The organism is Streptomyces sp. NPDC001536 (assembly GCF_042894505.1).
Classification (GTDB): domain Bacteria; phylum Actinomycetota; class Actinomycetes; order Streptomycetales; family Streptomycetaceae; genus Streptomyces.
The window spans coordinates 631,791-656,826 of record NZ_JBIAVQ010000003.1 but is presented as its reverse complement, the minus strand read 5'-3'; the positions used below and the strand labels follow the sequence as shown (position 1 = coordinate 656,826).

Here is a 25,036-nt window from a genome sequence, read left to right as displayed (position 1 = left end):
TTCGAAGGTAGTGACCCGCGCCACGTCGGTCGTCACACCCCAGAGCTGTCTTCGGGTCAGCCTCCAGACGTACGGGCCCGTAGGGGATGCCATGCCTGAGAGCTACGCGGGCGCGTTTTCCCCAGGCCGCGACCCGCCTATTGACGCTGCCTCTAACAACTGTCACATTCGGTGCTGTCAAGTTACGGACACGTAGCGCAGTCGACGTGGACTGGGTGGGGCGGAGTGGCATGACGACGGCAGTGACAGACGAACGGGCCGCTGAGCTGCGGGGGTTCAGAAAGGTCCAGCGGCTGGCGTACGAGTGCGCCGAGGCCGTCGCGGCCCGCCTGGAGCCTGGGGTGACCGAGCGTGAGGCGGCGCGGATGCAGCGCGAGTGGCTGCGCGAGCGCGGGGTGCGGGACTGGTTCCATCTGCCCTTCGCCTGGTTCGGGGACCGCACGGCGTTCGTGAACTTCCGCGTCCCGCTCCAGTTCTTCCCCACGAACCGCCGCCTTGAGCCGGGGATGCCGTTCATCCTCGACATGGCCCCGGTCTACGAGGGCTTCACGGCGGACATCGGCTACTCGGGCTCGCTGGGCGTCCACCCGGTGCAGGACAAGCTGATGGACGACCTCCAGGCCCACCGCGAGCTGATCCTGCGCGAGGTGCGCGAGCGGAGGTCGCTGCGCGAGATCTACCAGGACGTGGACCGCCTCATGGTCCGCCAGGGCTACGCGAACCGGCACCGCGCGTACCCCTTCGGAGTGATCGCGCACAAGGTGGACCGGGTGCGGGAGCGCCGCTGGTCGCCGAAGGTCTTCGGGTTCGGCACGGAGTCCCTCAAGGGCCTGGCGGCCGACGCGCTGCACGGCCATCGCGAGGGCTGGTCGCCACTGTGGTCGCCGTACCGCTTCTCCGACCACCCGCCGCAGCCGGGCCTGTGGGCGGTCGAACCCCACCTCGGCTTCCGGGGCACGGGCGCGAAGTTCGAGGAGATCCTCGTCGTCACCGACTCCGAGGACCCCGAACAGAGCGCGTTCTGGCTGGACGACGATCTGCCGCACGTGCGGCGCTGGGCGGAGGGGGAGTGAGCGGCGTGACTCTTGAGGGTGCGCGCGAGCGCCGGGTGCGAACCGGCGGCGTCGAGCTGTGCGTCGCCGAACTGGGGGACCCGTCGTGGCCGACGGTCGTCCTGGTGCACGGCTATCCCGACAGCAAGGAGGTGTGGACACCGGTCGCGTCGCGGCTGGCGGACCGCTTCCATGTCGTCCTCTACGACGTCCGGGGCCACGGCCGCTCGTCGGCACCGCGGCCACTGCGCGGCGGGTTCACCCTGGAGAAGCTCACGGACGACTTCCTGGCCGTCGTGGACGCGGTCAGCCCGGACCGGCCGGTGCATCTGGTGGGGCACGACTGGGGCTCGGTACAGGGCTGGGAGTTCACCACGGTCCGGCGCACCGAGGGCCGGATCGCCTCCTTCACCTCGATGTCCGGGCCGTCCCTGGACCACTTCGGGCACTGGATCGACAGCCGGATCAAGCGCCCGACCCCGCACCGAGTCGGCCAGCTTCTCGGCCAGGGCGCCAAGTCCTGGTACGTGTACGCCCTGCACACGCCCGTGCTGCCCGAACTGGCCTGGCGCGGCCCCCTCGGCAAGACCTGGCCGCGCATCCTGGAGCGCGTCGAGCGGGTCCCCGGCGACGGCTACCCGACCTCGTCGCTGCCGACGGACGCGGCACACGGGGCGTGGCTCTACCGGGACAACGTACGAGCGAGGCTGCGCCACCCCCGCGGGGACGCATACGCGCACGCGCCCGTGCAGCTCATCACGCCGCTCGGGGACGCGTTCCTGTCCGAGCGGCTCTACGACGAACTGGAGCAGTGGGTCCCGCAGTTGACCCGCCGCACCCTCCAGGCAAGGCACTGGATACCACGCTCGCGCCCCGACCGACTGGCCTCCTGGATCTCGGAGTTCGTCACCTCCGTGGAAGGCGGGCGACCCGAAGCGGTGACGGCCACCGGCAAGTACGCCGACCGCTTCGGCGGGCAGCTCGTGCTGGTCACGGGTGCGGGCAGCGGCATCGGGCGGGCCACCGCCTACGCGTTCGCGGAATCCGGCGCGCGCGTGATCGCCGTCGACCGGGACGCGGAGAGCGCGGCCCGTACCGCCGAGATGTCCCGGCTGATCGGTTCCCCCGAGGCCTGGGCGGAGACCGTCGACGTCTCCGACGAGCAGGCCATGGAGAAGCTCGCCGCGAAGGTCGCCGCCGAGTACGGCGTGGTGGACATCCTGGTGAACAACGCCGGGATCGGTCTGGGCGGTTCCTTCTTCGACACCAGCCCCGAGGACTGGAAGAAGGTCCTCGACGTCAACCTGTGGGGAGTCATCCACGGTTGCCGGCTGTTCGGCAGGCAGATGGCCGAGCGCGGACAGGGCGGCCACATCGTCAACACCGCGTCGGCGGCGGCGTACCTGCCCTCCAGGGCGCTGCCCGCCTACAGCACCTCCAAGGCGGCGGTGCTGATGCTCAGCGAGTGCCTGCGCGCGGAACTGGCCGGTCAGGGCATCGGGGTGAGCGCGATCTGCCCCGGCTTCGTCAACACCAACATCACCTCCACCGCGCGCTTCGCCGGGGTGGACGCCGACGAGGAGAAGCGGCGCCAGAAGCGGTCCGCGCGGCTGTACGGGCTGCGCAACTACCCGCCGGAGAAGGTCGCCGACGCGATCCTGCGGGCGGTCGTGCGCAACGAGGCGGTGGTACCGGTGACCCCCGAGGCCCGTGGCGCGCGTCTGCTGTCCCGGGTCGCACCGCGCGCGGTGCGGGCGATCGCACGACTGGAGCCACCGCTGTGAGCCGCGGAACCAGGTAGGGGCCTTCGTGAGAAGGGGCGTGGCGCCGCGCGGTGCTGTTTTCGCAGCGGCTGCCGGGGGCGAGCGTGAGGGATGAGCGGCACACGGAAGGCGGTCGCATGAGCGGGACACCGGAGGCAGTCGCATGAGCGGCATACCGGGGGCGGTCGCATGAGCGGCACACCGGAGGCGGTCGCGTGAGCGGCACACCGGAGGCGGTCGCGTGAGCGGCGTCCAGGACGGCCCGGCGCTGCGGATCGAGGATCTCGCCCACCTCAGCGGCGCCACCGTCCGCACGATCCGTGCCTATCAGGACCGCGGCCTGCTCCCCCGCCCCGAGCGTCGCGGCCGCGCCAACCTCTACTCCGACGCCCATCTCGTCCGGCTGCGCCAGATCGCCGGCCTCCTGGACCGCGGCTACACCCTGGCCTCCATCAAGGAGCTCCTGGAGGCCTGGGACGCCGGTCGCGGCCTCGGCGGGGTGCTCGGGCTGGTCGCCGAGGTCGACGGGCCGTGGAGCGACGAGGAGGCGGTACGGATCTCGCGCGCCGAGCTGGAGGAGCGGTTCGGCGGCACACCCGACGACGCGGCGGTCGCCGACGCCGTGGAGCTCGGGGTGCTGGAGCCGGTGCCCGGTGATGCGGACTGCTTCCTCGTGCCGAGTCCTCAAGAGCTTGCCGTGGCGGTCGAGTTGCACGCGGCGGGCGTGCCGCTGTCCGCGATCTCCGGTCATCTAAGGGAGTTGAGAGGTCAGGTCGAGCACATCGCCGCCCGTTTCCTGGAGTTCACCACCGAGCACGTCTTCGCCCGCTACCTCGGCGGACCCCACCGTCCGACCGACGCCGACGCGGCCGAAGCGGCCTCACTCGTACGCCGGCTGCGACCGCTCGCCCAGCAGACGGTGGACGCGGAACTCGCCCGTGCGATGAGGCTGTTGGCCGTACGACATCTTCGGCAGCACCTGGGTTCGGGCGAGGGCCGGCCGGATCCGCCTTCGTCACGCTCCGTGTCTCTGCCCGAGGAGACAATGCGGGCGGTGGAGGGGCTGGTTGGCGCGGAGGACGCGGCGGAGTTCATCGCGCTGGCGGCTGAACGAGAGGTACGGGCAAGGGGGTTGGACGCGCTCACGTCAAAGCGGTTGCCCCCAGCTGATCTTGACGAACTGGGCTGACATGACGGTGAGTTGTCCACAGAAACGCCAAGTAGCCTGTGGATAACTACACTTGGTTGTGGATCAAACCTCCGCGCCAAAACAAAATGCGTGATGCGCGTCTCTCCCGTCATGCTGAGCGGATGGACGAAAGACGTACCGTGAAGGTGTCGAAGTACCTCTCGAAACACCTTCGCCATCAACCCGAGCGGATCGGGCTGGAGCTCGACGAGGCCGGCTGGGTCGAGATCGACGTACTGATCGCCGCGGCCGCCGCACACAATTTCCGGTTCACCCGTGAGGAACTGGACCACGTGGTCGCCGCCAACGACAAGAAGCGCTTCGCCGTCGAGGGCACCCGGATCCGCGCCAGCCAGGGCCACAGCATCGAGGTTGACCTCGGACTGCCCCCGGCGACCCCACCGCCGTACCTCTACCACGGCACCGTGGACCGCTACCTGGACGCGATCCGCGCCGAGGGCCTCAGGCCCATGAACCGGCACGACGTGCACCTCTCGGCCGACCGCGAGACGGCGACCCGGGTCGGGGCCCGCCGCGGCCGTCCCGTCGTGCTCTCCGTGGACACCGGCGCGATGCACCGCGACGGCCATGTCTTCCACGTCAGCGCGAACGGGGTGTGGCTGACCAAAGCGGTGCCGCCGGAGTACCTGAGATTTCCCGCGCCTCACTGACTGGCGTCCGGCATGATCAATGGTATGGACCACCGTGGAACCCACCTGCCCACCACCGAGGCCGCCGTCGCCGCCCTGCGCGCCCTCGCCGCCGAGTACGCGCTCGAGATCGAGGTGACCCACGACATCGGCGCCGACCAGACCTCGCGCCGCAGCGCCGCGGGCATCGGCGTCACCACCGACCCGGACGGCTCCCTGCCCCACGAGGCGTACGTCGAGCTCGGTGGCCGGCCCCAGGTGGACGTACGGCTGTTCCCTGACGACGACGCGCTGATCACCGTCGATGGCGTCGAATGCCCCGACATCGCCCGCGACGACGTGCCCGCCTTCCTCCGTGCCCTCTACGACGGCCACGCCTGGGTCAAGGTGCGCCGCTTCCCGCCGGGCAACTATCTGATGGTCCCGCTGCCGGGTGACCGCGTGCACAAGGAGTTCATCCTGGTCGGGCTCAGCCCGTGGCTCAGCGGCCGAGGACGATGACGGTCGGTGACTGTTTCACGTGAAACCCGCTCGGCCACTTACGCTCGAACCATGAGTCTGCGTCTGAGCACCGTGATCCTCCCGTACCGCCGCTGGCACGAGGGGAGCCGCGAGGCATGGCAGCGCGCGGAGCAGCTCGGCTTCCACACCGCGTACACCTACGACCATCTGTCCTGGCGCAGCTTCCGGGACGGCCCGTGGTTCGGTGCCGTGCCGACGCTGACCGCCGCCGCGGCCGTCACCGACCATCTGCGGCTGGGCACCCTGGTGACCTCGCCGAACTTCCGGCACCCGGTGACCCTCGCCAAGGAATTGATCTCCCTCGACGACATCTCCGGCGGCCGGGTCACCCTCGGCATCGGCGCGGGCGGCACCGGCTTCGACGCCACGGCTCTCGGCCAGGAGCCGTGGACGCCGCGCGAGCGGGCCGACCGGCTAGCGGAGTTCGTCCCGCTGCTGGACCGGCTACTGACCGAGGACTCGGTGTCCTACGAGGGCGACTTCTACTCGGCGCACGAGGCACGCAACATCCCGGGCTGTGTGCAGCGGCCCCGGCTGCCCTTCGCGGTGGCGGCCACCGGCCCGCGCGGGCTGCGGCTCGCCGCCCGTCACGGGCAGGCGTGGGTGACCACCGGCGATCCGAAGCTGTACGAGAACGGCACTCCTGAACAGTCGATTCAAGCCATTCGCGGACAGGTCGAGAAGCTCGCCGACGCCTGTGCGGAGATCGGCCGTGATGTGACCGGGCTCGACAAGATCCTGCTCACCGGATTCACCCCGGACCGCACCCGGCCGCTCCAGTCGCTCGACGCGTTCGTCGACTTCGCGGGCCGGCACCGGGAGTTGGGCTTCACGGAGATCGTCGTCCACTGGCCGATCGCCGACTCGGACTTCGCCGCGGACGAGAAGGTCTTCGAGCAGATCGCCATGGAGGCGCCGGCACAGCTGCGGTGAGGCGACGGAGACCGATCGTGCCCGTGGGGCGGTAACTACTCACATGTGCGGGCTCCCGCACGGCCGTGCGGGCATATGCGGGAGAATGAGCGGGTGACCTCAGCGACTCGACAGCCCGAGACCCCGGCCTCCACCGTCCCGCCGCGCCTGATAGCCACCGACCTCGACGGCACCCTGCTGCGCGACGACAAGTCCGTCTCCCCGCGCACGGTCGCGGCCCTCGCCGCCGCCGAGGAGGCGGGCATCGAGGTCTTCTTCGTCACCGGCCGCCCCGCCCGCTGGATGGACGTCGTCAGCGACCACGTCCACGGCCACGGCCTGGCGATCTGCGGGAACGGCGCCGCGGTGGTCGACCTGCACGGCGGCCCCGGCGCCCACCGGTTCGTGAAGGTCCGGGAGCTGGCGCGGGACAACGCGCTGGACGCCGTACGGCTGCTGCGGGACGCGGCGCCGGGCACGGTGTACGCGGTGGAGCAGACGTACGGCTTCCACCAGGAGCCGGACTATCCGAAGCTGCACATGGAGATCCCCGACGAGCTCCAGCCGGCCGAGAAGCTGCTCGCGCCGGACGGTCCCGGGGCCGACGAGCCGGTCCTCAAGATCCTCGCCTTCCACCCCACGATCGACCCGGACGCCTTCCTCACCCTCGCCCGTCTCGCCATCGGCGAGCGCGCCAACGTCACCCGCTCCAGCCCCAGCGCCCTGCTGGAGATCAGCGGCCCCGGCGTCTCCAAGGCCAGCACGCTCGCCCTGTGCTGCGCCGAGCGCGGGATCTCCCACGAGGAGGTCGTCGCGTTCGGGGACATGCCGAACGACGTGGAGATGCTGACCTGGGCCGGACAGTCGTACGCGATGGGCAACGCCCACCCCGACGTGATCGCCGCGGCCTCGGGGCGGACGGTCGCGAACAACGACGACGGGGTGGCGGTCGTGATCGAGCAACTGCTGGCGCGGCGCTAGCCGAGGGGGACGCCGCGTGCCGCCAGCCAGGGCACCGGGTCCACCGCCGAGCCCAGCTCCGGGGTGACCCGGACCTCGAAGTGCAGATGGGGTCCGGTGGAGTTGCCGCTGGTGCCCGACTGCCCGATCCACTGCCCCGGCGTCACCTGGTCCCCCTGGTCGACGGTGACGGCGGCGAGATGGGCGTACTGCGTGTAGTAGCCGCCCACGTGCTCGACCACGATCTCGATGCCGAACGAGCCCCCGCAGGACACCTTCACCACCCGGCCCGCACCGACCGACCGCACCGGCGTGCCGATCGGCACCGCGAAGTCCTGCCCGGTGTGCCGGTTCGCCCACCGCGAGCCACCGCTGCCGAAGCTCGCGGAGAGCGTGTACATCTCCACCGGAGGGACCCAGCCGCCCACGACCTGCGTCGGAGGCTGGTCCAGCCGGACGGCACCCCGGCAGGCACCCGCCGCGACCGACGCGTCCGCCTGGCCCTGCAACTGCCAGCGGGCCTCTTCGAGCTTCTGCTCGATGTCCGTCTTCAGACCGGCGAGTTCCTCCTTCCGCTTCTCCAGCGCCTGCCACGCCGCAGCGGCCTTGGCCTCGTCCTTCGCGAGCCGCTCCTCGGCACGCCGGCTCTTCTCGATGGAGTTGTTCACGGCCAGATCCGCCTGGGAGAAGACCTGCTGACCGCGCATCAGCTCCTCCGGGCTGCCGGCGAGGATGATCTGCGCGGTCAGCGGAAGACCACCGCCGTTGCGGTACTGGGTGCGTGCGATCCGGCCCAGGTCCTCGTGCATGACGGCGATCTCTTGCCGCTCCCGGTGGAGCAGCACTTCAAGCCGCTGCGCCCGGGCGCGCTGCACCTCCGCCTCCTGCCGCCCCTTCTCGTACTGCTGTGTCGCCACGGCCGCGTCCTCGTACAACCGCGCCACCTGAGCGCTGATCCCGGGGTCACCGCCGTCGCGCCTCTTCTCCGCCGCGTCGGTGGGACGGGCCGCGAGCACGGCGAGCGCGCACAGCACGACCGGGAGGAGCAGGGGATGACGCCAGGGCAGTCGCATGTCAGCGATCGTGGCCCGAGCGCGGGACAGGGGCATGTCCAGCTCGTGCAGCCGGGGGAATCCCACCTCCGTTCGGCCGAGTCGTACGACTGAACAGGCGTATCCGGAATCGCTGTTGACGGCCCGTCACAGGGCAAGTGGCTCATGGGGTGGCTCTTCAGTCGAGCGGTGCCTCCCACACCACCGTCGTGCCGCCGCCGTCCTCCCCGATGCCCGGCCCGTGCCGACTGTCGCCGCCCAGCGACTCGGCGCGCCGCTTGAGGTTCCTCAGGCCACTGCGCCGGCCGCCCTCGGGGATGCCGACACCGTCGTCCGCGACGGTCAGGCGTACGCCCTTCCGCCCGCCCGGCAGGGTCGCGGTCGCGTCGACGACGACGTCGATACGGGAGGCCCCGGCATGCCGGAAGGCGTTGGAGAGGGCCTCGCGCAGGGCGGCGATGAGGTTCTTGCCGGTGAGGTCGCCGACAAGGGCGTCGACCGGGCCGACGAAGCGGTGGGAAGGCCTGAAACCGAGCGGCACGGCGGCGGTGTTGATCTCCCGCAGCACGCGCGTGCGCAACCCCGCGGGCACCTCGGCGGGCCCCTGTTGCAGCGCGAAGATCGCGGTGCGGATCTCCTGGATGGTGACGTCGAGTTCGTCGACGGCCTTGCCGACGCCCTCGCGCACCTCGGGCACGACCGACCCGCGCTGCGCGCTCTCCAGCATCATCCCGGTGGCGAACAGCCGCTGGATGACGAGGTCGTGCAGGTCACGGGCGATACGGTCGCGGTCCTCGTAGACCGCGAGCCGTTCCCGGTCGCGCTGCGCGTCGGCCATCATCAGCGCGAGGGCGGCCTGCGCGGCGAACTGGATCGCGAGAGTGCGTTCCCCCTCCGTGAACGGCCGCTCCCCCCGTGCGCGGGGCGTGACGAGAGCGCCCAGGACACGGCCGTCGCTGTGCAGGGGCAGCATCATGGCCGGCCCGTAGCCGCGCGCGAGGGTGGTGGTCATGCGTGGGTCGGCGGCCGCGTCGTCCATGAACACGGCCTGTCCGTCGAGGAGTTCGGTGACGACCTTGCTCTCCGGCGGGACGACCGTGCCCAGGACGTTCGACGGCTGGTCCGCGGCCACCGCGGCGACCTCCAGGCCGCCCTCGTCGGCGGGCAGCAGCACGATCCCGGCCGCCGACCCCGACAGCCGCCGGGCCTGCTCCGCGACGACCTGAAGGGCGTCGTCGACGTCCCCGCCCGACAGCAGGGCGGTGGTCACGGCGACCGACCCGTCGATCCACCGCTCGCGCTGCTTGGCGGCCTCGTACAGCCGGGCGTTGCCGATGGCGATGCCCGCCTCCGTGGCGAGCACCCGGACCATGTCGAGGTCGTAGTCGTTGAACGGCTCACCGCCGCGCTTCTCCGTCAGATACAGGTTCCCGAAGATCTCGCCCTGCACCCGGATCGGCAGACCGAGGAAGCCGCGCATCGAGGGGTGGTGCTCGGGGAAGCCGCAGGAGCGCGGATCCCGGGTGAGGTCCGCGAGCCGGACCGGCTCCGGGTCGCGGATGAGCGCGCCGAGCAGCCCCCGGTGCCCGTCCGGCAGCCGTCCGATACGCCGGGCGGTCGCCTCGTCCACGCCGTGGAAGACGAAGTCGCAGAGTCCCCGGCCGTCCTCGTCGACGACACCGATGGCCGCGTACCGGGCCTGCGTCAGCCCGGCCGCGGTCTCGCAGATCCGGTCCAGCGTGGAGTGCAGCTCCAGGCCGCTGCCGACGGACCGCATCGCCTCCAGCAGCTGCGGCACCCGCGCGGCCAGCTCGGTCGAGAGAGTCTGGAGCGGGGGACCGGGGGACGGGGCGTCGGTCATGAGCCGAGCGTAATTAGTCCCCTTTGATGCAGAAAGTCGAGAGGTGCGGGCGGTGGCTCACGCGATGAGCGCCGACGCCTCGTGGCGACTCATGCGGTGAGCGCCAGCACCTCCGACTCCGCCTCCCGCTCCACCATCCCCCGCAGCGGCCCCGCCACGGCGGCCAGCTCCGCATAGGAACCCCGCTGCACCACGCGTCCCTCGTCCAGCACGATCACCTCGTCCACCCCTTCAAGACCGGCCAGCCGGTGGGTGATGAGCAGCGTCGTACGCCCCTCGGTGGCAGCCAGGAGGTCGGCGGTGAGAGCGTCGGCAGTGGGCAGGTCGAGGTGTTCGGCGGGCTCGTCGAGCACGAGGACGGGGAAGTCGGCGAGCAGCGCACGGGCCAGCGCCAGCCGCTGCCGCTGTCCCCCGGACAGCCTCGCCCCGTGCTCACCGACCAGGGTGTCCAGGCCGTCGGGCAGACCGTCGGCCCACTCCAGCAGCCGGGCCCGCCTGAGAGCGTCGCGCAGGTCGTCCTCGGTGGCGTCCTTCTTGGCGAGCAGCAGGTTCTCGCGCAGCGAGCTGTCGAAGAGATGCGCGTCCTGGGCACACAACCCCACGAAGCGCCGGACGTCGTCGCCGTCCAGCGCGTACGCGTCCACGCCGCCCAGCGTGTACGAGCCGGCCTCCGCGTCCAGGAACCGCAGCAGCACTTGCGCGAGGGTCGTCTTGCCGGACCCGGACGGGCCCACGACAGCGATCCGGCGGCCTTGCGTGAGGGTCAGGTCCAGCCCGGCGAGTGCGTCCCGGTCCTGCCCGGCGTAACGGGCGGACAGTCCTTCCACGACGACCGGGAACGGCGACGCGGGTGCCTCCCGCGGCTGCTCCGGCTCCCGTACCGGCTCGGGGGCGTCCAGTACCTCGTACACGCGCTCCGCGCTCTTGCGGACCCGCTGGCGGTACTGCACGGCGAGCGGCAGCCCGAGGACGGCCTCGAAGGCGGCCAGCGGGGTGAGCACGACGACGGCCATGGTGACGCCGCTGAGGCGCCCGTCGGCGACGCCCTGGGCGCCCACGAGGGCGGTGGCCGCGACGGTCAGGCCGGAGACCAGCGCGGTGAGCCCGTCGCCGAGCGCGGTGGCGGTGGCGGCGCGCGAGGCGATCCGGGCGAGCACTCCGTCGGCCTGCCGCGCTTCGGCGGTACGGGCGGGCAGCGCGCCGGCGACGGCCAGTTCGGCGGTCCCGGTGAGCAGGTCGGTCACGCGCGTCGCCAGCACTCCGCGGGCGGGGGCCAGTCGCCGCTCCGCCCGCCGGGCCACCGCACCGGTGACCAGCGGCACCCCTACACCGGCCGCCAGCAGCCCGACGGCGAGCACGGCACCGGCCTCGGGCAGCAGCCAGGCTGTGAAGCCGACGGACGCGGCGGACACCGCGAGAGCCGCACCGGCGGGCAGCAGCCAGCGCAGCCAGTAGTCCTGGAGGGCGTCGACATCGGCGACGAGGCGCGACAGCAGATCACCGCGGCGGGTCCGGCGCAGCCCGGCGGGCGCCAGCCGCTCAAGGCGCCGGTAGACGGCGACCCGGGTGTCGGCGAGCATCCGCAGCACGGCGTCGTGCGACACGAGCCGCTCCGCGTACCGGAAGACGGCCCGTCCGATCCCGAAGGCCCGCGTCGCCGTCACGGCCACCATCAGATACAGCACCGGCGGCTGCTGCGAGGCCCGCGAGATGAGCCACCCGGAAGTGGCCATGAGACCGACGGCACTGCCGAGGGCGAGGCTCCCGAGGAGCAGGGCGAGCGCGAGGCTCCCGCGCCGGGGGGCGGCCATGGCACGGACACGGGCAAGGACACCACGGGCGGGCACAGCCGCTTCCGGATCGCCGGGCGCGGCGTCGGCGGCGGACCGCCCTTCGATGCCGGCGGTCCGCTCTTCGATGCCGGAGGACCGCTCTTCGATCGCGCGAACCGCAGGCACCTTCGCCACGGCCTCGGTACGAGCGGGGGCAGCGGCCTCGTCCAGCCGCACCACCCGGTCCGCCACGCTCAAGAGCGCCGGCCGATGGACGACGAGCAGCACCGTCCGCCCCACCGACAGGCGCCGTACGGCCGCCACGACCTCCGCCTCGGTGGCCCCGTCGAGCGCCGCCGTCGGCTCGTCGAGCAGCAGCACAGGCCGGTCCGCGAGGAACGCCCGGGCCAGGGCGAGCCGTTGCCGCTGACCGGCGGACAGCCCTGCCCCGTCCTCCCCGAGCGCGGTGTCGGCGCCCTGCGCCAGCGCGTCGACGAACTCCAGCGCGCCCGCGTCCCCGAGCGCCTGCCGTACGGCGGTGTCGTCCGCGTCGGGGCGTGCCAGCCGTACGTTCTCGGCGATCGTCCCGGCGAACAGGTGCGGCCGCTGCGGCACCCACGCCACCTGTGAGCGCCACTCCGCCAAGTCGGCCTCGGTGAGGTCGACTCCCCCGACCAGCGCCCGCCCCTCGGCGGGCGGCACGAACCCCAACAGCACGTTCAGCAGCGTCGACTTGCCCACGCCGCTCGGCCCGACGAGCGCGACGGTCTCCCCGGGCTCGACGGTGAAGGACACGTCGGAGACGACGTCTCCGGACCGGCCGGGGTAGCGGACGGTGACCTTGTCGAAGGACAGCGCACCGGTCTGCACGGCACGGGTGCCCGACGCCGGCACCGGCGTCTCCAGCACCTCGAAGATCTCCTCGGCGGCGGCCAGCCCCTCCGCCGCCGCGTGGTACTGCGCCCCCACCTGCCGCAGCGGCAGATACGCCTCGGGCGCCAGCACCAGGATGACCAGACCGATGTACAGGTCCATCTCGCCATGCACGAGCCGCATACCGATCGTCACGGCGACCAGCGCCACCGACAGCGTCGAGAGCAGCTCCAGGGCGAACGAGGAGATGAAGGCGATCCGCAGCGTCCGCATGGTCGCCCGCCGGTACTCACCGGTGATACGCCGGATCGAGTCGGCCTGCGCCTTGGCCCGCCCGAACACCTTCAGGGTCGGCAGCCCGGCGACCACGTCCAGGAAGTGCCCGGACAGCCGGGACAGCATCTGCCACTGCCGGTCCATCCGGGACTGCGTGGCCCAGCCGATCAGCACCATGAAGATCGGGATGAGAGGGAGGGTGCCGACGATGATGGCCGCCGAGACCCAGTCCTCGGTGACGATCCGCGCCAGCACTGCCACCGGCACGACCACCGCGAGGCCCAACTGCGGCAGATAGCGCGAGAAGTAGTCGTCGAGGGCATCGACTCCTCGCGTGGCGAGCGCGACCAGCGACCCTGTCCGCTGCCCGCTCAGCCAACCGGGCCCGAGCGCCGCGGCCCGCTCCAGCAGCCGCCCCCGCAGCTCGGACTTGACCGCGGCGCTCGCCCGGTGCGCGGCGAGCTCGGTGAGCCAGGAGACCAGCGCCCGTCCGGCCGCAACTGCCACCAACAGCAGCAGGGGAGTACGGAGTTCAGAGACCGACAGACCGTGCTGGAACGCACCGACCACCACCTCGGCGATGAGCATCGCCTGGGCGATGACCAGCGCCGCCCCGACGGCCCCCAGACCGACGACCGCCACCATGAAGAGCCGGGTGGCACGGGCGTACCGGAGCAGACGCGGATCGATCGGTTTCACGTGAAACACACCCTCTTCTCAGCGGGGAACGTAGGGGCATGTTTCACGTGAAACATGCCCCCTCCGAACTCCCCAGCACGGACTCCCGGCTCGGACTCAGTGCGCGACGTCCGCCGCGATGTGCTGCGTACCGATCCGCTTGCGGAACACCCAGTAGGTCCAGCCCTGGTAGACCATCACGACGGGCGTGGCGATGACCGCGCACCAGGTCATGATCTTCAGGGTGTACGGGCTCGACGAGGCGTTGGTGACCGTGAGACTCCAGTCCTCATTGAGCGAGGACGGCATGACGTTCGGGAAGAGCGTCAGGAAGAGCATGGCCACGGCGGCCGCGATGGTGACACCCGAGAACGCGAACGACCAGCCCTCGCGCCCGGCCTGGTTGGCCACCAGCGCGGCAACCAGGGCGGCGACCGCCACGACCATGGCGACCAGGCTCTTGCCGTCGCCGCTCTCGACCTGCGTCCACAGCAGGAAGACGAGCGCCGCCACGGCCGTCACGAGCCCGACCTGAAGCGCCAGCTTCCGCGCCCGCTCCCGGATCTCACCGACCGTCTTGAGCGCGGTGAACACGGCCCCGTGGAAGGTGAACAGCGTCAGCGTCACCACTCCGCCGAGGAGCGCGTACGGGTTGAGCAGGTCCCAGACGCTGCCGACGTACTCGAAGTCCTGGTCGATCTTCACACCGTGCACGATGTTGCCGAAGGCCACGCCCCACAGGAACGCCGGGAGCAGCGAGGTCCAGAAGATCGCGGTCTCCCAGTTGCGCTGCCAGTTCTCCTCGGGCCGCTTGACCCGGTACTCGAAGGCGACACCGCGGACGATGAGACAGACCAGGATGAGCAGCAGGGGCAGGTAGAAGCCCGAGAAAAGCGTGGCGTACCACTCGGGGAAGGCGGCGAAGGTCGCGCCGCCCGCCGAGAGCAGCCAGACCTCGTTGCCGTCCCAGACAGGGCCGATGGTGTTGATCAGCACCCGCTTCTCGGGCCGGTTCCGGGCCAGCAGCTTGGTGAGGACGCCGACCCCGAAGTCGAAGCCCTCCAGGAAGAAGTAGCCGGTCCACAGGACGGCGATGAGCACGAACCAGACGTCGTGAAGTTCCATGACTCGATCCCCCTCGGCCTAGTACGAGAAAGCCATCGGCTTGTCGGCGTCACGGGTGTCGCCGCCGATCTTCGTGGGCGGGTTGAGGTCGGCCTCGGTGAGCTCGGGCGGGCCGGCCTTGATGTACTTCGCGAGCAGCTTGACCTCGACGACGGCGAGAATGGCGTACAGCGAGGTGAAGACGATCATCGAGGTGAGGACCTCGCCCTGGGAGACACCGGGGGAGACCGCGTCACGGGTCCGCAGGACGCCGTAGACGACCCACGGCTGGCGGCCCATCTCGGTGAAGATCCAGCCCCAGGAGTTGGCGATCAGCGGGAAGCCCATGGTCAGGACCGCGATGCGCCAGTACCACTTGGTCAGCTTCGGACCGAGGGGCTTCTTGGCCCTGGGCAGGAGCACGAGATGCGGCACCTCGTCGTCGGCGACCCTCAGGGCCTGCGGCAGCAGGAACTTCTTGCGGGTCAGCCAGAGTCCGAGCAGGCCGATCGCGAAGGACGTCATGCCGAAGCCGATCATCCAGCGGAAGCCCCAGTAGGCGACGGGGATGTTGGGCCGGTAGTCGCCGGGCCCGTACTTCTCCTGTTCGGCCTTGTTGACGTCGTTGATGCCGGGGACGTACGAGGTGAAGTCGTCCTTGGCCAGGAAGGACAACAGACCCGGGATCTCTATGGCGACCTTGTTGTGGCCCTTGTCGACGTCGCCGACGGCGAAGATCGAGAAGGGTGCCGGCTTCTCGCCGTCCCACAGCGCCTCGGCGGCGGCCATCTTCATCGGCTGCTGCTCGTACATGATCTTGCCGAGGGTGTCGCCGCTGATCGCGGTGAGCATGCCGCCGATGACGACGGTGACCAGGCCGAGCCGCAGCGAGGTCTTCATGTCGCTGATGTGCTTCTTGCGCAGCAGATGGAAGGCGGAGATGCCGACCATGAAGGCGCCGCCGGTGAGGAACGCCGCCGAGAGAGTGTGGAAGGCCTGGGCGAGCGCGGTGTTCTGGGTCAGGACCAGCCAGAAGTCGGTGAGTTCGGCCCGGCCCTTCGCCTCGTTGATCCGGTAGCCGACGGGGTGCTGCATCCACGAGTTGGCCGCGAGGATGAAGTAGGCCGACAGGATCGTGCCGATCGAGACCATCCAGATGCAGGCCAGGTGGATCTTCTTGGGCAGCTTGTCCCAGCCGAAGATCCACAGGCCGATGAACGTCGACTCGAAGAAGAAGGCGATCAGGGCCTCGAAGGCGAGCGGGGCACCGAAGACGTCACCGACGAAGCGCGAGTAGTCGGACCAGTTCATGCCGAACTGGAACTCCTGCACGATGCCGGTGACCACACCCATCGCGATGTTGATCAGGAAGAGCTTGCCCCAGAACTTCGTCGCCCTGAGGTATTTCTCCTTCTCCGTGCGCACCCAGGCGGTCTGCAGTCCGGCCGTGAGGGCGGCCAGCGAGATCGTCAGGGGCACGAAGAGGAAGTGGTAGACGGTGGTGATGCCGAACTGCCAGCGCGCCAGTGTCTCCGGCGCCAAAGCCAGGTCCACGTCGTCAGGTCTCCTTAGGTCGCCGTGGGTACAGCGGCAGTTTGCCCCTTATGTCACACACATCATGGAGCAACCGGGACACGCTTGTGAACGCGTTCACATTCACAAGCCCAGTATGACGTACTGGTTTTCGACGAACGGCAGGGGGGTCGTGTCTCCTGTGTCACGTAAACGCGGACGGCGGCCAGTTCAACAAGATCTTGAACTGGCCGCCGTCCGCGCACGTCTCCTACGGAGCTTCAGAGCTCCTTGCGGAACCCTTCCGCCACCTTCAGGAAGATGTCGTTCGCCTCGGTCTCCCCGACCGTCACCCGCACACCCTCGCCGGGGAACGGCCGGACCACCACACCGTGCTGCTCGCACGCGGCGGCGAAGTCGACCGTGCGCTCCCCCAGCCGCAGCCACACGAAGTTGGCCTGGGTCTCGGGCACCGTCCAGCCCTGGGACCGCAGCCCCTCGACCACCCGGTTGCGCTCACACACCAACGAGCCGACCCGGCCGAGCAGTTCGTCCTCGGCACGCAGCGAGGCGATCGCCGCGTCCTGCGCGAGCTGGCTGACGCCGAAGGGCACCGCGGTCTTGCGCAGCGCCGCCGCCACCGGCTCGTGGGCGATAGCGAAGCCGACACGGAGCCCGGCGAGCCCGTACGCCTTGGAGAAGGTCCGCAGGACGCAGACGTTCGGCCGGTCCCGGTACAGCTCCACGCCGTCCGGCACCTCGGTGTCCCGGATGAATTCCCGGTACGCCTCGTCCAGCACCACGAGCACGTCACTCGGCACCCGGTCGAGGAAGCGCTCCAGCTCGGCCCGGCGCACGACGGTGCCCGTCGGGTTGTTGGGATTGCAGACGAAGACTAGGCGCGTCCGGTCGGTGACGGCGTCGGCCATCGCGTCCAGGTCGTGCACATCGCCCGGCGTCAGCGGGACCTTCACCGAGGTCGCGCCGCTGACCTGCGCGATGATCGGGTACGCCTCGAAGGACCGCCAGGCGTAGATGATCTCGTCGCCCGGGCCCGAGGTCGCCTGGACGAGCTGCTGGGCGACACCGACCGAGCCGGTGCCGGTGGCCAGGTGGGAGAGCGGGACGCCGAAGCGGTCCGACAGCTCGTTCATCAGGCCTGTGCAGGCCATGTCCGGGTAGCGGTTGAAGGACGAGGCCGCGGCCGTGACGCTCTCCATCACGCCCGGCAGCGGCGGATAGGGGTTCTCGTTGGAGGACAGCTTGTAGGCGACCGGGCCGCCGGCCGCTGCGGGCTTGCCCGGCTTGTAGGTGGGGATACCCTCCAGCTCGGCGCGCAGCTTGGGGCTCGTCTCGCTCACCGCAGTCCTCCTTGTGACCACCACCGGCATCGAATACTCCTCACCTTATGAGGATTCGGCGCCGCTGCGTACAGGCGGGACGCAAACCCCATCAGCCCCACTGGCATCAGGGGCATCACCGTACGAAGACAGACGAATCACAGGGCGCTCTCACATATATCTATGCGCCGGTGGCTCACGCCGTGGCGCGCATCACCCGTGAAGGTGAGTTGAGACCTCTTCGAAACATCGGCGACTTGGCAGGCCCATGCGCGTCGACAAGTCACGTAGTGCCATTGGATCGTTCAACTCCCTTTCATTCAAAGGAGTTTGACGCGGTATGACCATGCAGAAACGTGCCTGTCAACGCGTGCATATGCGCCCGCCCTACCCCACCGCATGAGCCCTACTATCGGCTCGCCATGACAGCAGCAGGGAAGCACCAGGTGAGCCGCGCGGAAACCTCACGCCGAGGCAGCCGGCCGGGCCGTGCGGGCATCAGAGACGTTGCCGCCGCCGCCGGAGTCTCCATCACGACCGTCTCCGACGCCCTCAACGGCAAGGGGCGGCTCCCGGACGCCACCCGCCGCCATGTCCGCGAGGTCGCCGACCGGTTGGGTTATCGCCCGTCGGCCGCCGCCCGAACCCTCCGTACCGGAAAGTCGGGCCTCATCGGCCTCACCGTGACGACGTACGGGGATGAACCTTTCACCTTCACGGAGTTCGCGTACTTCGCCGAGATGGCCCGGGCCGCCACCTCGGCCGCGCTCGCCCGCGGCTACGCGCTCGTCATCCTCCCCGCGACCTCGCGCCACGACGTGTGGTCGAACGTCGCCCTGGACGGGACGGTCGTCATCGATCCGTCCGACCAGGACCCGGTGGTCAGCGAACTGGTGCGGCAGGGTCTGCCGGTCGTCTCCGACGGCCGCCCGGCCGGCTCGCTGCCGGTCACCGCATGGGTCGACAACGACCACGAGGCCGCCGTACTCGGCATCCTCGACCACCTGGCCGACGCCGGCGCCCGCCGCATCGGCCTGCTGACGGGGACGTCGACGGACACGTACACCCATCTGTCGACCACGGCGTATCTGCGCTGGTGCGAGCGGGTCGGCCAGGATCCGGTGTACGAGGCCTACCCGGCGCACGATCCGTGCGCGGGCGCCGTCGCCGCCGACCGGCTGCTGGCCCGCCCGGACCGGCCCGACGCGGTCTACGGGCTGTTCGACCCGAACGGCACCGACCTGCTCGCCGCCGCCCGCCGCTACGGGCTGCGGGTACCGGACGACCTGCTTCTGGTCTGCTGCAGCGAGTCCACCGTGTACGCCAGCACCGAACCGCCGATCACCACGCTCTCGCTGAAGCCGCGCCGTATCGGCACGGCCGTGGTCCAGCTCCTCATCGACGCCATCGAGGGGGTCGAATCGGACCAACCGGTCGAGCAGGTTATACCGACGGAGCTGATCGTGCGTACCTCGTCCGAGCGCCGTCCGCCCCGGACGACCGTCAGTCCGCCCCGGTCGCCCGAGGAGGAGTAGGACGAGGGCCGTCAGCAGATGGCACAGGCCCTGCCCAATCGGGGCGAAAGCCGCGGTGAACAGGAGTCTTGCTCCGATTCACCACCCCTGGGTCATCACATGGCGCGATCCGCATTCCTATGATGGGCCCACGACACCGCGGGCCGCTGCGACCAGGCAGTCCGAAGCGGTGCAGATGCGGCGTGATGGTGGAGGGGTCTGATGACTCAGGGGGCCGGTCAGGGACCCGAGGCGGAGCGGACGGCGACGTTGCGCGACTTCCGGGTGCCCGCGTACGTCCACGAGACCGGTCCGTACGGCCACAGCGCGCACCCCGGCGACGTCGTACCGGCGCACGAGGCGGACTACCCGGAGGAGTACACACCCACCGAGCGCGACCTGCCGGTCATCAACCGGGGTGACACGCTTCAGGTGGCCGTCGACCCCGCGGCGGTCCCGCAGGCCGTCGTCGGGCCGGGCGCGCTGTTCGTCGTCGGTGACGTCCACGGCTATCTGGACGAGTTGGTGGCGGCCCTTCAGGAGAAGGGCCTCGTCGACGCCGCGGGCAGCTGGTGCGCGGGCACCGCCCGGCTGTGGTTCCTCGGCGACTTCACCGACCGCGGCCCGGACGGCATCGGCGTCATCGACCTCGTGATGCGGCTGTCCGCCGAGGCCGCCGCGGCCGGCGGCTACTGCAAGGCGCTCATGGGCAACCACGAGCTGCTGCTGCTCGGCGCCAAGCGGTTCGGCGACACCCCCGTCAACTCCGGTGCGGGCACCGCCACCTTCCAGGCGGCCTGGCTGCTCAACGGCGGGCAGAAGACCGACATGGACCGTCTCCAGGACCACCACCTCCAGTGGATGGCCCGCCTCGACGCCATGGAGGAGGTCGACGGGCACCTGCTCGTCCACTCGGACACCACCGCCTACCTCGACTACGGCGACTCGATCGAGGCGGTCAACGACACCGTCCGCGAGACGATCACGCGCAACGACGCGGACGAGGTCTGGGATCTGTTCCGCAAGTTCACCAAGCGCTTCTCCTTCCGTGACGAAGGCGGCGCCGACCATGTGCGCTCCCTGCTCGACACGTACGGCGGCACCCGGATCGTTCACGGTCACAGCCCCATCCCCTACCTGCTGGGCGAGGTCGGCTCGGAGGACGGCGAGGACTCCTCGGGTCCGCTGGTCGAAGGGCCGCACGTCTACGCCGAAGGGCTGGCCATCGCGATGGACGGCGGTGTGACCATGGCCGGAAAGCTGCTGGTCCAGCAACTTCCCCTGGATATCTGAACGTTCACGGGGCAGACGACCCCCCATGCCGGACTGAGCAGAGACGGCGCAGGCCAGGGCCCAATTTCTGGAAACCCCCTGTCACCGTGTGCCGTCACCGCTCTACCATCGGCTTATCCGTAGCAGGCTCCCCTCCGTTTCTGCCCGACGGCTCACAGTCATGCGAGCCCCAAGCCCTACGGAGCATCGGGGGATGCACATGAACAGCGTTCCGCAGCACCTGCTGAGCGAGGACCGCCAGGAGTACGAGCGGATCCTCGATGAGGCGCTGCGCTCCGCCCCACACCGCCCGGAACTGGCCGCTGTGGGACAGCGGCTCAATCCCGAACAGCTGCGCACCATGGCGCTCAACGCCACCGCGATCATCACGGCGGCCGCGGCGACCGAGTACCAGCACTATGTGAAGGTCCGCGAGGAACTGCGCCATCCGGCGCCGTCCACCCCGACGTCCGTCCGTGAAACCGGCTCCGCGGAGTCGGGCTCGGGCGCGGCGGGGCTCGCCGCCACCATGGGAGAGGTCGCCGAGACCGCCGGCGCGGGCGCCGTCGCCGTCGTCGCGGTCCTGGCTCCCGTCCTCGCCGGAACCGCCGCGGCGATCTTCCTGCTGGTCGGGTACATCCTGAAGATGCTCGACCCGCAGCCGGCGTTCGCCCAGACCATGCTGACCACCGGTTGGGTGTTCGGCGCGGTGACCGCGCTGGCGATCCTGGTCGCCGCGGTCGGACTGCTGCTCACCGCCCTGCGCAACCGGCCCTCGCTGGACACCGGGCCGTACGGCGAGCTGAGCGGGGAGGTGGCCCGGGCCAGGGAAGCCTGGCGTGAGGCCCTGCTGGAGCGGGGCGTCCTGCCGTTCCTGCGGGACGCGCTGGCCGATCCCGGCACGGCGGCCGCCCTGCACCGCACGGCACCGCCCGCGCCGACCAGCCGTATGCCGAACCTCGGTTACGGCCGTCCGGGCTTCAGCAGCCCGGACGACGGCTCCGCCGGTGCCCGGCCCAGCTTCACGAGCCCGGACTACACCAGCCCGGACTTCGGCGGCCCGGAGCACCAGCCGGAGTAACCCCGGCTTGCGCCCCTCGCCGCGGGGAGACCCGCCTTCGGGGGCGCGCAAGCCGGTTGTCCGGCGGGCACGGCGTCATGGCTGGCGGAACCGGTTCCCCAGGTTGCGGGCCGGTTCTGGGTTGCGGGCCGGTTCTAGGTTGAGGAGCCGGACGGCCGGCGTTCGGCGCGTTCGTCGAACTCCTCCCGTGCCGCCCTGATGGCGGCGATGTTCGCCCGCGACCAGTCGGTGATGCTCTGCACCAGGCCGCCCACCTCCAGGCCCAGCTTGGTCAACTGGTAGTCCACGCACGGCGGCACCGTCGGATACACGGTGCGGGTCAGCAACCCCTCGCGTTCCAGCGCGCGCAGAGTCTGTGTCAGCACCTTCTGCGTCACGCCGTCCAGCCGTCGCCGCAGCTCGGCGAAGCGCATGGGGTGGCCGTCCTCGAGCGCCACCAGCACCAGCATGGTCCACTTGCTGGCGATCACGTCCAGGACGGCACGGGTCGGGCAGTCGCGCAGGAAAATCTCGACGCCGCCGTGTTCTCTCAGGTCAAAGCCGGTATCCACGAAGAACCTCGGTATCAGACAAGTGCCTTCTTCCGCAGGGGTATCGCTCGGGCCGAGCATGGAGCGCACAGAGCGCCGCCCACAGGGAACGACGCCCCGCGTCCCGCTGCCGAGGAGTCCTGATGCCCGCCCCCCGTATGCATGCCATCGTCCAGTCCGCGTTCGGCGGTCCGGAGGTGCTCACCTACGCCGAGACCGATGTGCCGGAGCCCGGTCCCGGGGAGGTGCTGCTGCGGGTCGCCGGTGCCGGAGTCAATCCGGGCGACGCGGTGCTCCGGTCCGGCCGGGTGCCGGAGCTGGTCACACTGCCCTGGACGCCGGGCAACGATGTGGCCGGTGTCGTCGAGCGGGTCGGTGAGGGTGTGACGCGGTTCGTGCCGGGCGACCGGGTGTACGGCATGCTGGCGGTCACCCGTCGCGGGGCGTACGCCGAGTTCACCGCCGTACCGGCCGACGCGCTGGCCCTCGCGCCCAAGAACCTCGACCTCGTGCACGCGGCGGCCGTGCCCCTGGTCGCGTTCACCGCCTGGCAGGCGCTGGCCGTGCTGGCGCGGGTCGAGCCCGGCGACCGGGTCCTGATCCATGCGGCGGCGGGGGGCGTCGGGCACGTCGCGGTCCAACTGGCCAAGGAGTTGGGCGCGTACGTCATCGGTACCGCGCGGTCGGCCAATCACGGCTTCCTGCGCGCTCTGGGCGCCGACGAACTGATCGACTACACCACCACCGACTTCCGAACCGCCGTGACTCCCGTGGACGTGGTCCTGGACCTGGTCGGCGGCCCCTACGGCCCACGCTCCCTCGACGTACTCCGCCCGGACGGCCTCCTCATCGGCGCCTCGATCGACCCGGGAACGGACGAACAACAGGCCACCGCCCGCGGCCTGCGCTACGTCTGGGTCACGGCCGAGCCTTCGGGAAAGACGCTGGCCCAGATCACCGAACGCATCGAGACAGGCCGCCTCCAGGTAACGGTCCAGCACACCTACCCCCTGGCCCAAGCCGCCGCGGCCCACCGCACGATCGAGGAGAAGCGCACCAACGGCAAGATCGTCCTCGTACCTTGACGAGTGGGGCCCACCAGGACACCGGGCCCCACCCAGGCAGACCGATCAGTCCGCAATCGGCAGGTACACCCTGTTGCCGCTCGCCGCGAACTCCTTCGACTTGAGTGCCATGCCCTCCTCGATCTCCTCCTGGTTCCCGCCGTGCCGGCGGCGGATGTCCTGGGAGATCTTCATCGAGCAGAACTTCGGCCCGCACATGGAGCAGAAGTGGGCCGTCTTGGCCGGCTCGGCCGGGAGCGTCTCGTCGTGGAACTCGCGGGCCGTGTCGGGGTCGAGGGCCAGGTTGAACTGGTCCTCCCAGCGGAACTCGAAGCGGGCGTCCGACAGCGCGTCGTCCCACTCCTGTGCGCCAGGGTGTCCCTTGGCGAGGTCCGCCGCATGGGCCGCGATCTTGTAGGTGATGACGCCGGTCTTCACGTCGTCACGATTGGGCAGGCCCAAGTGCTCCTTGGGCGTGACGTAGCAGAGCATCGCCGTGCCCCACCACGCGATCATCGCGGCACCGATGCCCGAGGTGATGTGGTCGTACGCCGGCGCGACATCCGTGGTCAGCGGGCCGAGCGTGTAGAACGGGGCCTCCTCGCAGATCTCCTGCTGGAGGTCGATGTTCTCCTTGATCTTGTGCATCGGGACATGGCCCGGACCCTCGATCATGGTCTGTACGTGGAAACGCTTGGCGATCGTGTTGAGTTCCCCGAGCGTCCTCAACTCGGCGAACTGCGCCTCGTCGTTGGCGTCCGCGATCGAACCCGGCCGGAGGCCGTCTCCGAGGGAGTACGTCACGTCGTACGCGGCGAGGATCTCGCAGAGTTCCTCGAAGTTCTCGTAGAGGAACGACTCCTTGTGGTGCGCCAGGCACCACGCCGCCATGATCGAGCCGCCGCGGGAGACGATGCCCGTCTTGCGGTTGGCCGTCAGCGGCACGTACGGCAGGCGGACGCCCGCGTGGACCGTCATGTAGTCCACGCCCTGCTCGGCCTGCTCGATGACCGTGTCCTTGTAGATCTCCCAGGTCAGCTCCTCGGCCTTGCCGTCGACCTTCTCCAGCGCCTGGTAGAGCGGCACCGTGCCGATGGGGACGGGGGAGTTGCGCAGGACCCACTCGCGGGTGGTGTGGATGTTGCGGCCCGTGGACAGGTCCATGACCGTGTCGGCGCCCCAGCGGGTCGCCCAGGTCATCTTCTCGACCTCCTCCTCGATGGAGGACGTCACCGCGGAGTTGCCGATGTTGGCGTTGACCTTCACCAGGAACCGCTTGCCGATGATCATCGGCTCGATCTCCGGATGGTTGACGTTGGCCGGGAGGACCGCGCGGCCGGCCGCGATCTCCTCCCGGACGACCTCGGGGGACACGTTCTCCCGCAGGGCCACGTACTCCATCTCCGGCGTGATCTCACCGCGGCGTGCGTACGCGAGCTGTGTGACCGCCTGCCCGTTTCGGCTGCGGCGCGGCAGCCGGGGCCGCCCCGGGAAGACCGCGTCGAGGTTGCGGAGGTTGCCGCCCCGCGGCGAGGTGTGCTTGATGCCGTCGTCCTCAGGACGGACGGGGCGGCCCGCGTATTCCTCGGTGTCCCCGCGGGCGATGATCCAGTTCTCCCGGAGCGGAGCCAGCCCCCGGCGGACATCGGTATCGACCAGGGGGTCGGTGTACGGACCCGATGTGTCGTACAGCGTGACCGACTGCCCGTTGGTGAGATGCACCTGACGGACCGGCACGCGCAGATCGGGGCGAGAGCCCTCGACATACGCCTTGTGCCAGCCGATGGACTTCCCGACCTCCGCGGACTGTTCGCCCTGAATGGGCTGTTCGTCCTGGCTGAAGGCAGGCGTGCGCGCGTCCTTGATGGTCATGAGACCTACTCCCTACGCCGGCATTACCCGGTAACAGGTTCGGCGGTCGACGCAGCGGCTTCCGTCTGCCGACGTTTCGTGTGGAACGTCACTCGCTGGTGACGATGTTCCACGTGAAACATCGCTGGGACGGAGGTCAGCGCCCTCTCAGCCCGGTGCTCCGAGCTCCCGCGTGTACAAAGGTGCC

At 70.2% G+C, this 25,036-nt stretch carries 19 protein-coding genes and 1 riboswitch; of the genes, 11 read left to right on the top strand and 8 right to left on the bottom strand.

Features of this window, described 5'->3' with window-relative positions:
• Nucleotides 1–230: 230 nt before the first annotated feature.
• The 7 genes from ACFY0U_RS11935 (at nt 231) to ACFY0U_RS11905 (ending at nt 7,069) form a co-directional block, all read left to right on the top strand.
• Nucleotides 231–1,073, top strand: a complete 843-nt coding sequence (locus ACFY0U_RS11935; RefSeq protein ID WP_388633872.1) for a M24 family metallopeptidase — start codon at nt 231–233, stop codon at nt 1,071–1,073.
• A 5-nt stretch (nt 1,074–1,078) separates the two neighbouring features.
• Nucleotides 1,079–2,836, top strand: coding sequence for an SDR family oxidoreductase (locus ACFY0U_RS11930; RefSeq protein ID WP_388633870.1), 1,758 nt, complete (start codon nt 1,079–1,081; stop codon nt 2,834–2,836).
• A 220-nt stretch (nt 2,837–3,056) separates the two neighbouring features.
• Nucleotides 3,057–4,004, top strand: a complete 948-nt coding sequence (locus ACFY0U_RS11925) for a MerR family transcriptional regulator (protein WP_388633867.1) — start codon at nt 3,057–3,059, stop codon at nt 4,002–4,004.
• Nucleotides 4,005–4,126: 122 nt separating this feature from the next.
• Entirely contained in the window at nt 4,127–4,675 is a 549-nt protein-coding gene (locus ACFY0U_RS11920; protein WP_388633864.1) for an RNA 2'-phosphotransferase, read from the top strand.
• Between the two features lie 12 nt (nt 4,676–4,687).
• A complete protein-coding gene (locus tag ACFY0U_RS11915) occupies nt 4,688–5,155 on the top strand; it encodes a hypothetical protein (RefSeq protein ID WP_388633862.1) in 468 nt (155 codons plus the stop codon).
• A 51-nt stretch (nt 5,156–5,206) separates the two neighbouring features.
• Nucleotides 5,207–6,109, top strand: a complete 903-nt coding sequence (locus ACFY0U_RS11910) for an LLM class flavin-dependent oxidoreductase (protein WP_388633860.1) — start codon at nt 5,207–5,209, stop codon at nt 6,107–6,109.
• Nucleotides 6,110–6,202: 93 nt separating this feature from the next.
• Nucleotides 6,203–7,069, top strand: a complete 867-nt coding sequence (locus tag ACFY0U_RS11905; protein ID WP_388633858.1) for a Cof-type HAD-IIB family hydrolase — start codon at nt 6,203–6,205, stop codon at nt 7,067–7,069.
• Here the strand turns inward: ACFY0U_RS11905 and ACFY0U_RS11900 are convergent.
• From ACFY0U_RS11900 to hisC, 6 genes are all read right to left on the bottom strand, one after another.
• Nucleotides 7,066–8,121 (bottom strand): murein hydrolase activator EnvC family protein, encoded by a 1,056-nt coding sequence (locus ACFY0U_RS11900; protein WP_388633855.1) that lies wholly within the window; start codon nt 8,119–8,121, stop codon nt 7,066–7,068. The two genes, ACFY0U_RS11905 and ACFY0U_RS11900, sit on opposite strands and share 4 nt — an antisense overlap.
• 157 nt (nt 8,122–8,278) lie before the next feature.
• Entirely contained in the window at nt 8,279–9,961 is a 1,683-nt protein-coding gene (locus tag ACFY0U_RS11895) for a GAF domain-containing sensor histidine kinase (protein WP_388633852.1), read from the bottom strand.
• Nucleotides 9,962–10,050: 89 nt separating this feature from the next.
• Nucleotides 10,051–13,581, bottom strand: coding sequence for a thiol reductant ABC exporter subunit CydD (gene cydD / locus ACFY0U_RS11890; protein WP_388633850.1), 3,531 nt, complete (start codon nt 13,579–13,581; stop codon nt 10,051–10,053).
• Between the two features lie 96 nt (nt 13,582–13,677).
• On the bottom strand, nt 13,678–14,685 hold the full coding sequence (gene cydB / locus ACFY0U_RS11885; protein WP_388633848.1) for a cytochrome d ubiquinol oxidase subunit II: 1,008 nt from the start codon (nt 14,683–14,685) through the stop codon (nt 13,678–13,680).
• A gap of 18 nt (nt 14,686–14,703) precedes the next feature.
• A complete protein-coding gene (locus ACFY0U_RS11880; RefSeq protein WP_388633846.1) occupies nt 14,704–16,218 on the bottom strand; it encodes a cytochrome ubiquinol oxidase subunit I in 1,515 nt (504 codons plus the stop codon).
• A 239-nt stretch (nt 16,219–16,457) separates the two neighbouring features.
• A complete protein-coding gene (gene hisC, locus ACFY0U_RS11875) occupies nt 16,458–17,537 on the bottom strand; it encodes a histidinol-phosphate transaminase (RefSeq protein ID WP_388633843.1) in 1,080 nt (359 codons plus the stop codon).
• Between the two features lie 401 nt (nt 17,538–17,938).
• On the opposite strand from hisC, the gene ACFY0U_RS11870 reads away from it, so the two are divergent.
• The 3 genes from ACFY0U_RS11870 to ACFY0U_RS11860 all read left to right on the top strand — a co-directional run bounded on the left by ACFY0U_RS11870 (nt 17,939) and on the right by ACFY0U_RS11860 (nt 21,383).
• A complete protein-coding gene (locus ACFY0U_RS11870; protein WP_171142907.1) occupies nt 17,939–19,051 on the top strand; it encodes a LacI family DNA-binding transcriptional regulator in 1,113 nt (370 codons plus the stop codon).
• A gap of 201 nt (nt 19,052–19,252) precedes the next feature.
• Entirely contained in the window at nt 19,253–20,323 is a 1,071-nt protein-coding gene (locus tag ACFY0U_RS11865) for a metallophosphoesterase (protein WP_388633839.1), read from the top strand.
• A gap of 193 nt (nt 20,324–20,516) precedes the next feature.
• On the top strand, nt 20,517–21,383 hold the full coding sequence (locus ACFY0U_RS11860; RefSeq protein ID WP_388633836.1) for a hypothetical protein: 867 nt from the start codon (nt 20,517–20,519) through the stop codon (nt 21,381–21,383).
• 134 nt (nt 21,384–21,517) lie between these two features.
• Here the strand turns inward: ACFY0U_RS11860 and ACFY0U_RS11855 are convergent, their stop codons facing one another.
• Nucleotides 21,518–21,934, bottom strand: a complete 417-nt coding sequence (locus tag ACFY0U_RS11855) for a winged helix-turn-helix transcriptional regulator (protein WP_388633834.1) — start codon at nt 21,932–21,934, stop codon at nt 21,518–21,520.
• A 122-nt stretch (nt 21,935–22,056) separates the two neighbouring features.
• On the opposite strand from ACFY0U_RS11855, the gene ACFY0U_RS11850 reads away from it, so the two are divergent.
• Complete coding sequence (locus ACFY0U_RS11850; protein WP_388633831.1) at nt 22,057–22,998, top strand: NADP-dependent oxidoreductase; 942 nt, start codon at nt 22,057–22,059, stop codon at nt 22,996–22,998.
• Nucleotides 22,999–23,043: 45 nt separating this feature from the next.
• On the opposite strand, the gene thiC is transcribed toward ACFY0U_RS11850, so the two are convergent.
• The gene (gene thiC / locus ACFY0U_RS11845) at nt 23,044–24,849 is read right to left on the bottom strand and encodes a phosphomethylpyrimidine synthase ThiC (RefSeq protein ID WP_388633828.1); all 1,806 of its coding nucleotides are present in this window, start codon (nt 24,847–24,849) and stop codon (nt 23,044–23,046) included.
• A riboswitch (TPP riboswitch) is annotated at nt 24,842–25,031 on the bottom strand. Its footprint overlaps the gene before it by 8 nt.
• Nucleotides 25,032–25,036 lie beyond the last annotated feature (5 nt).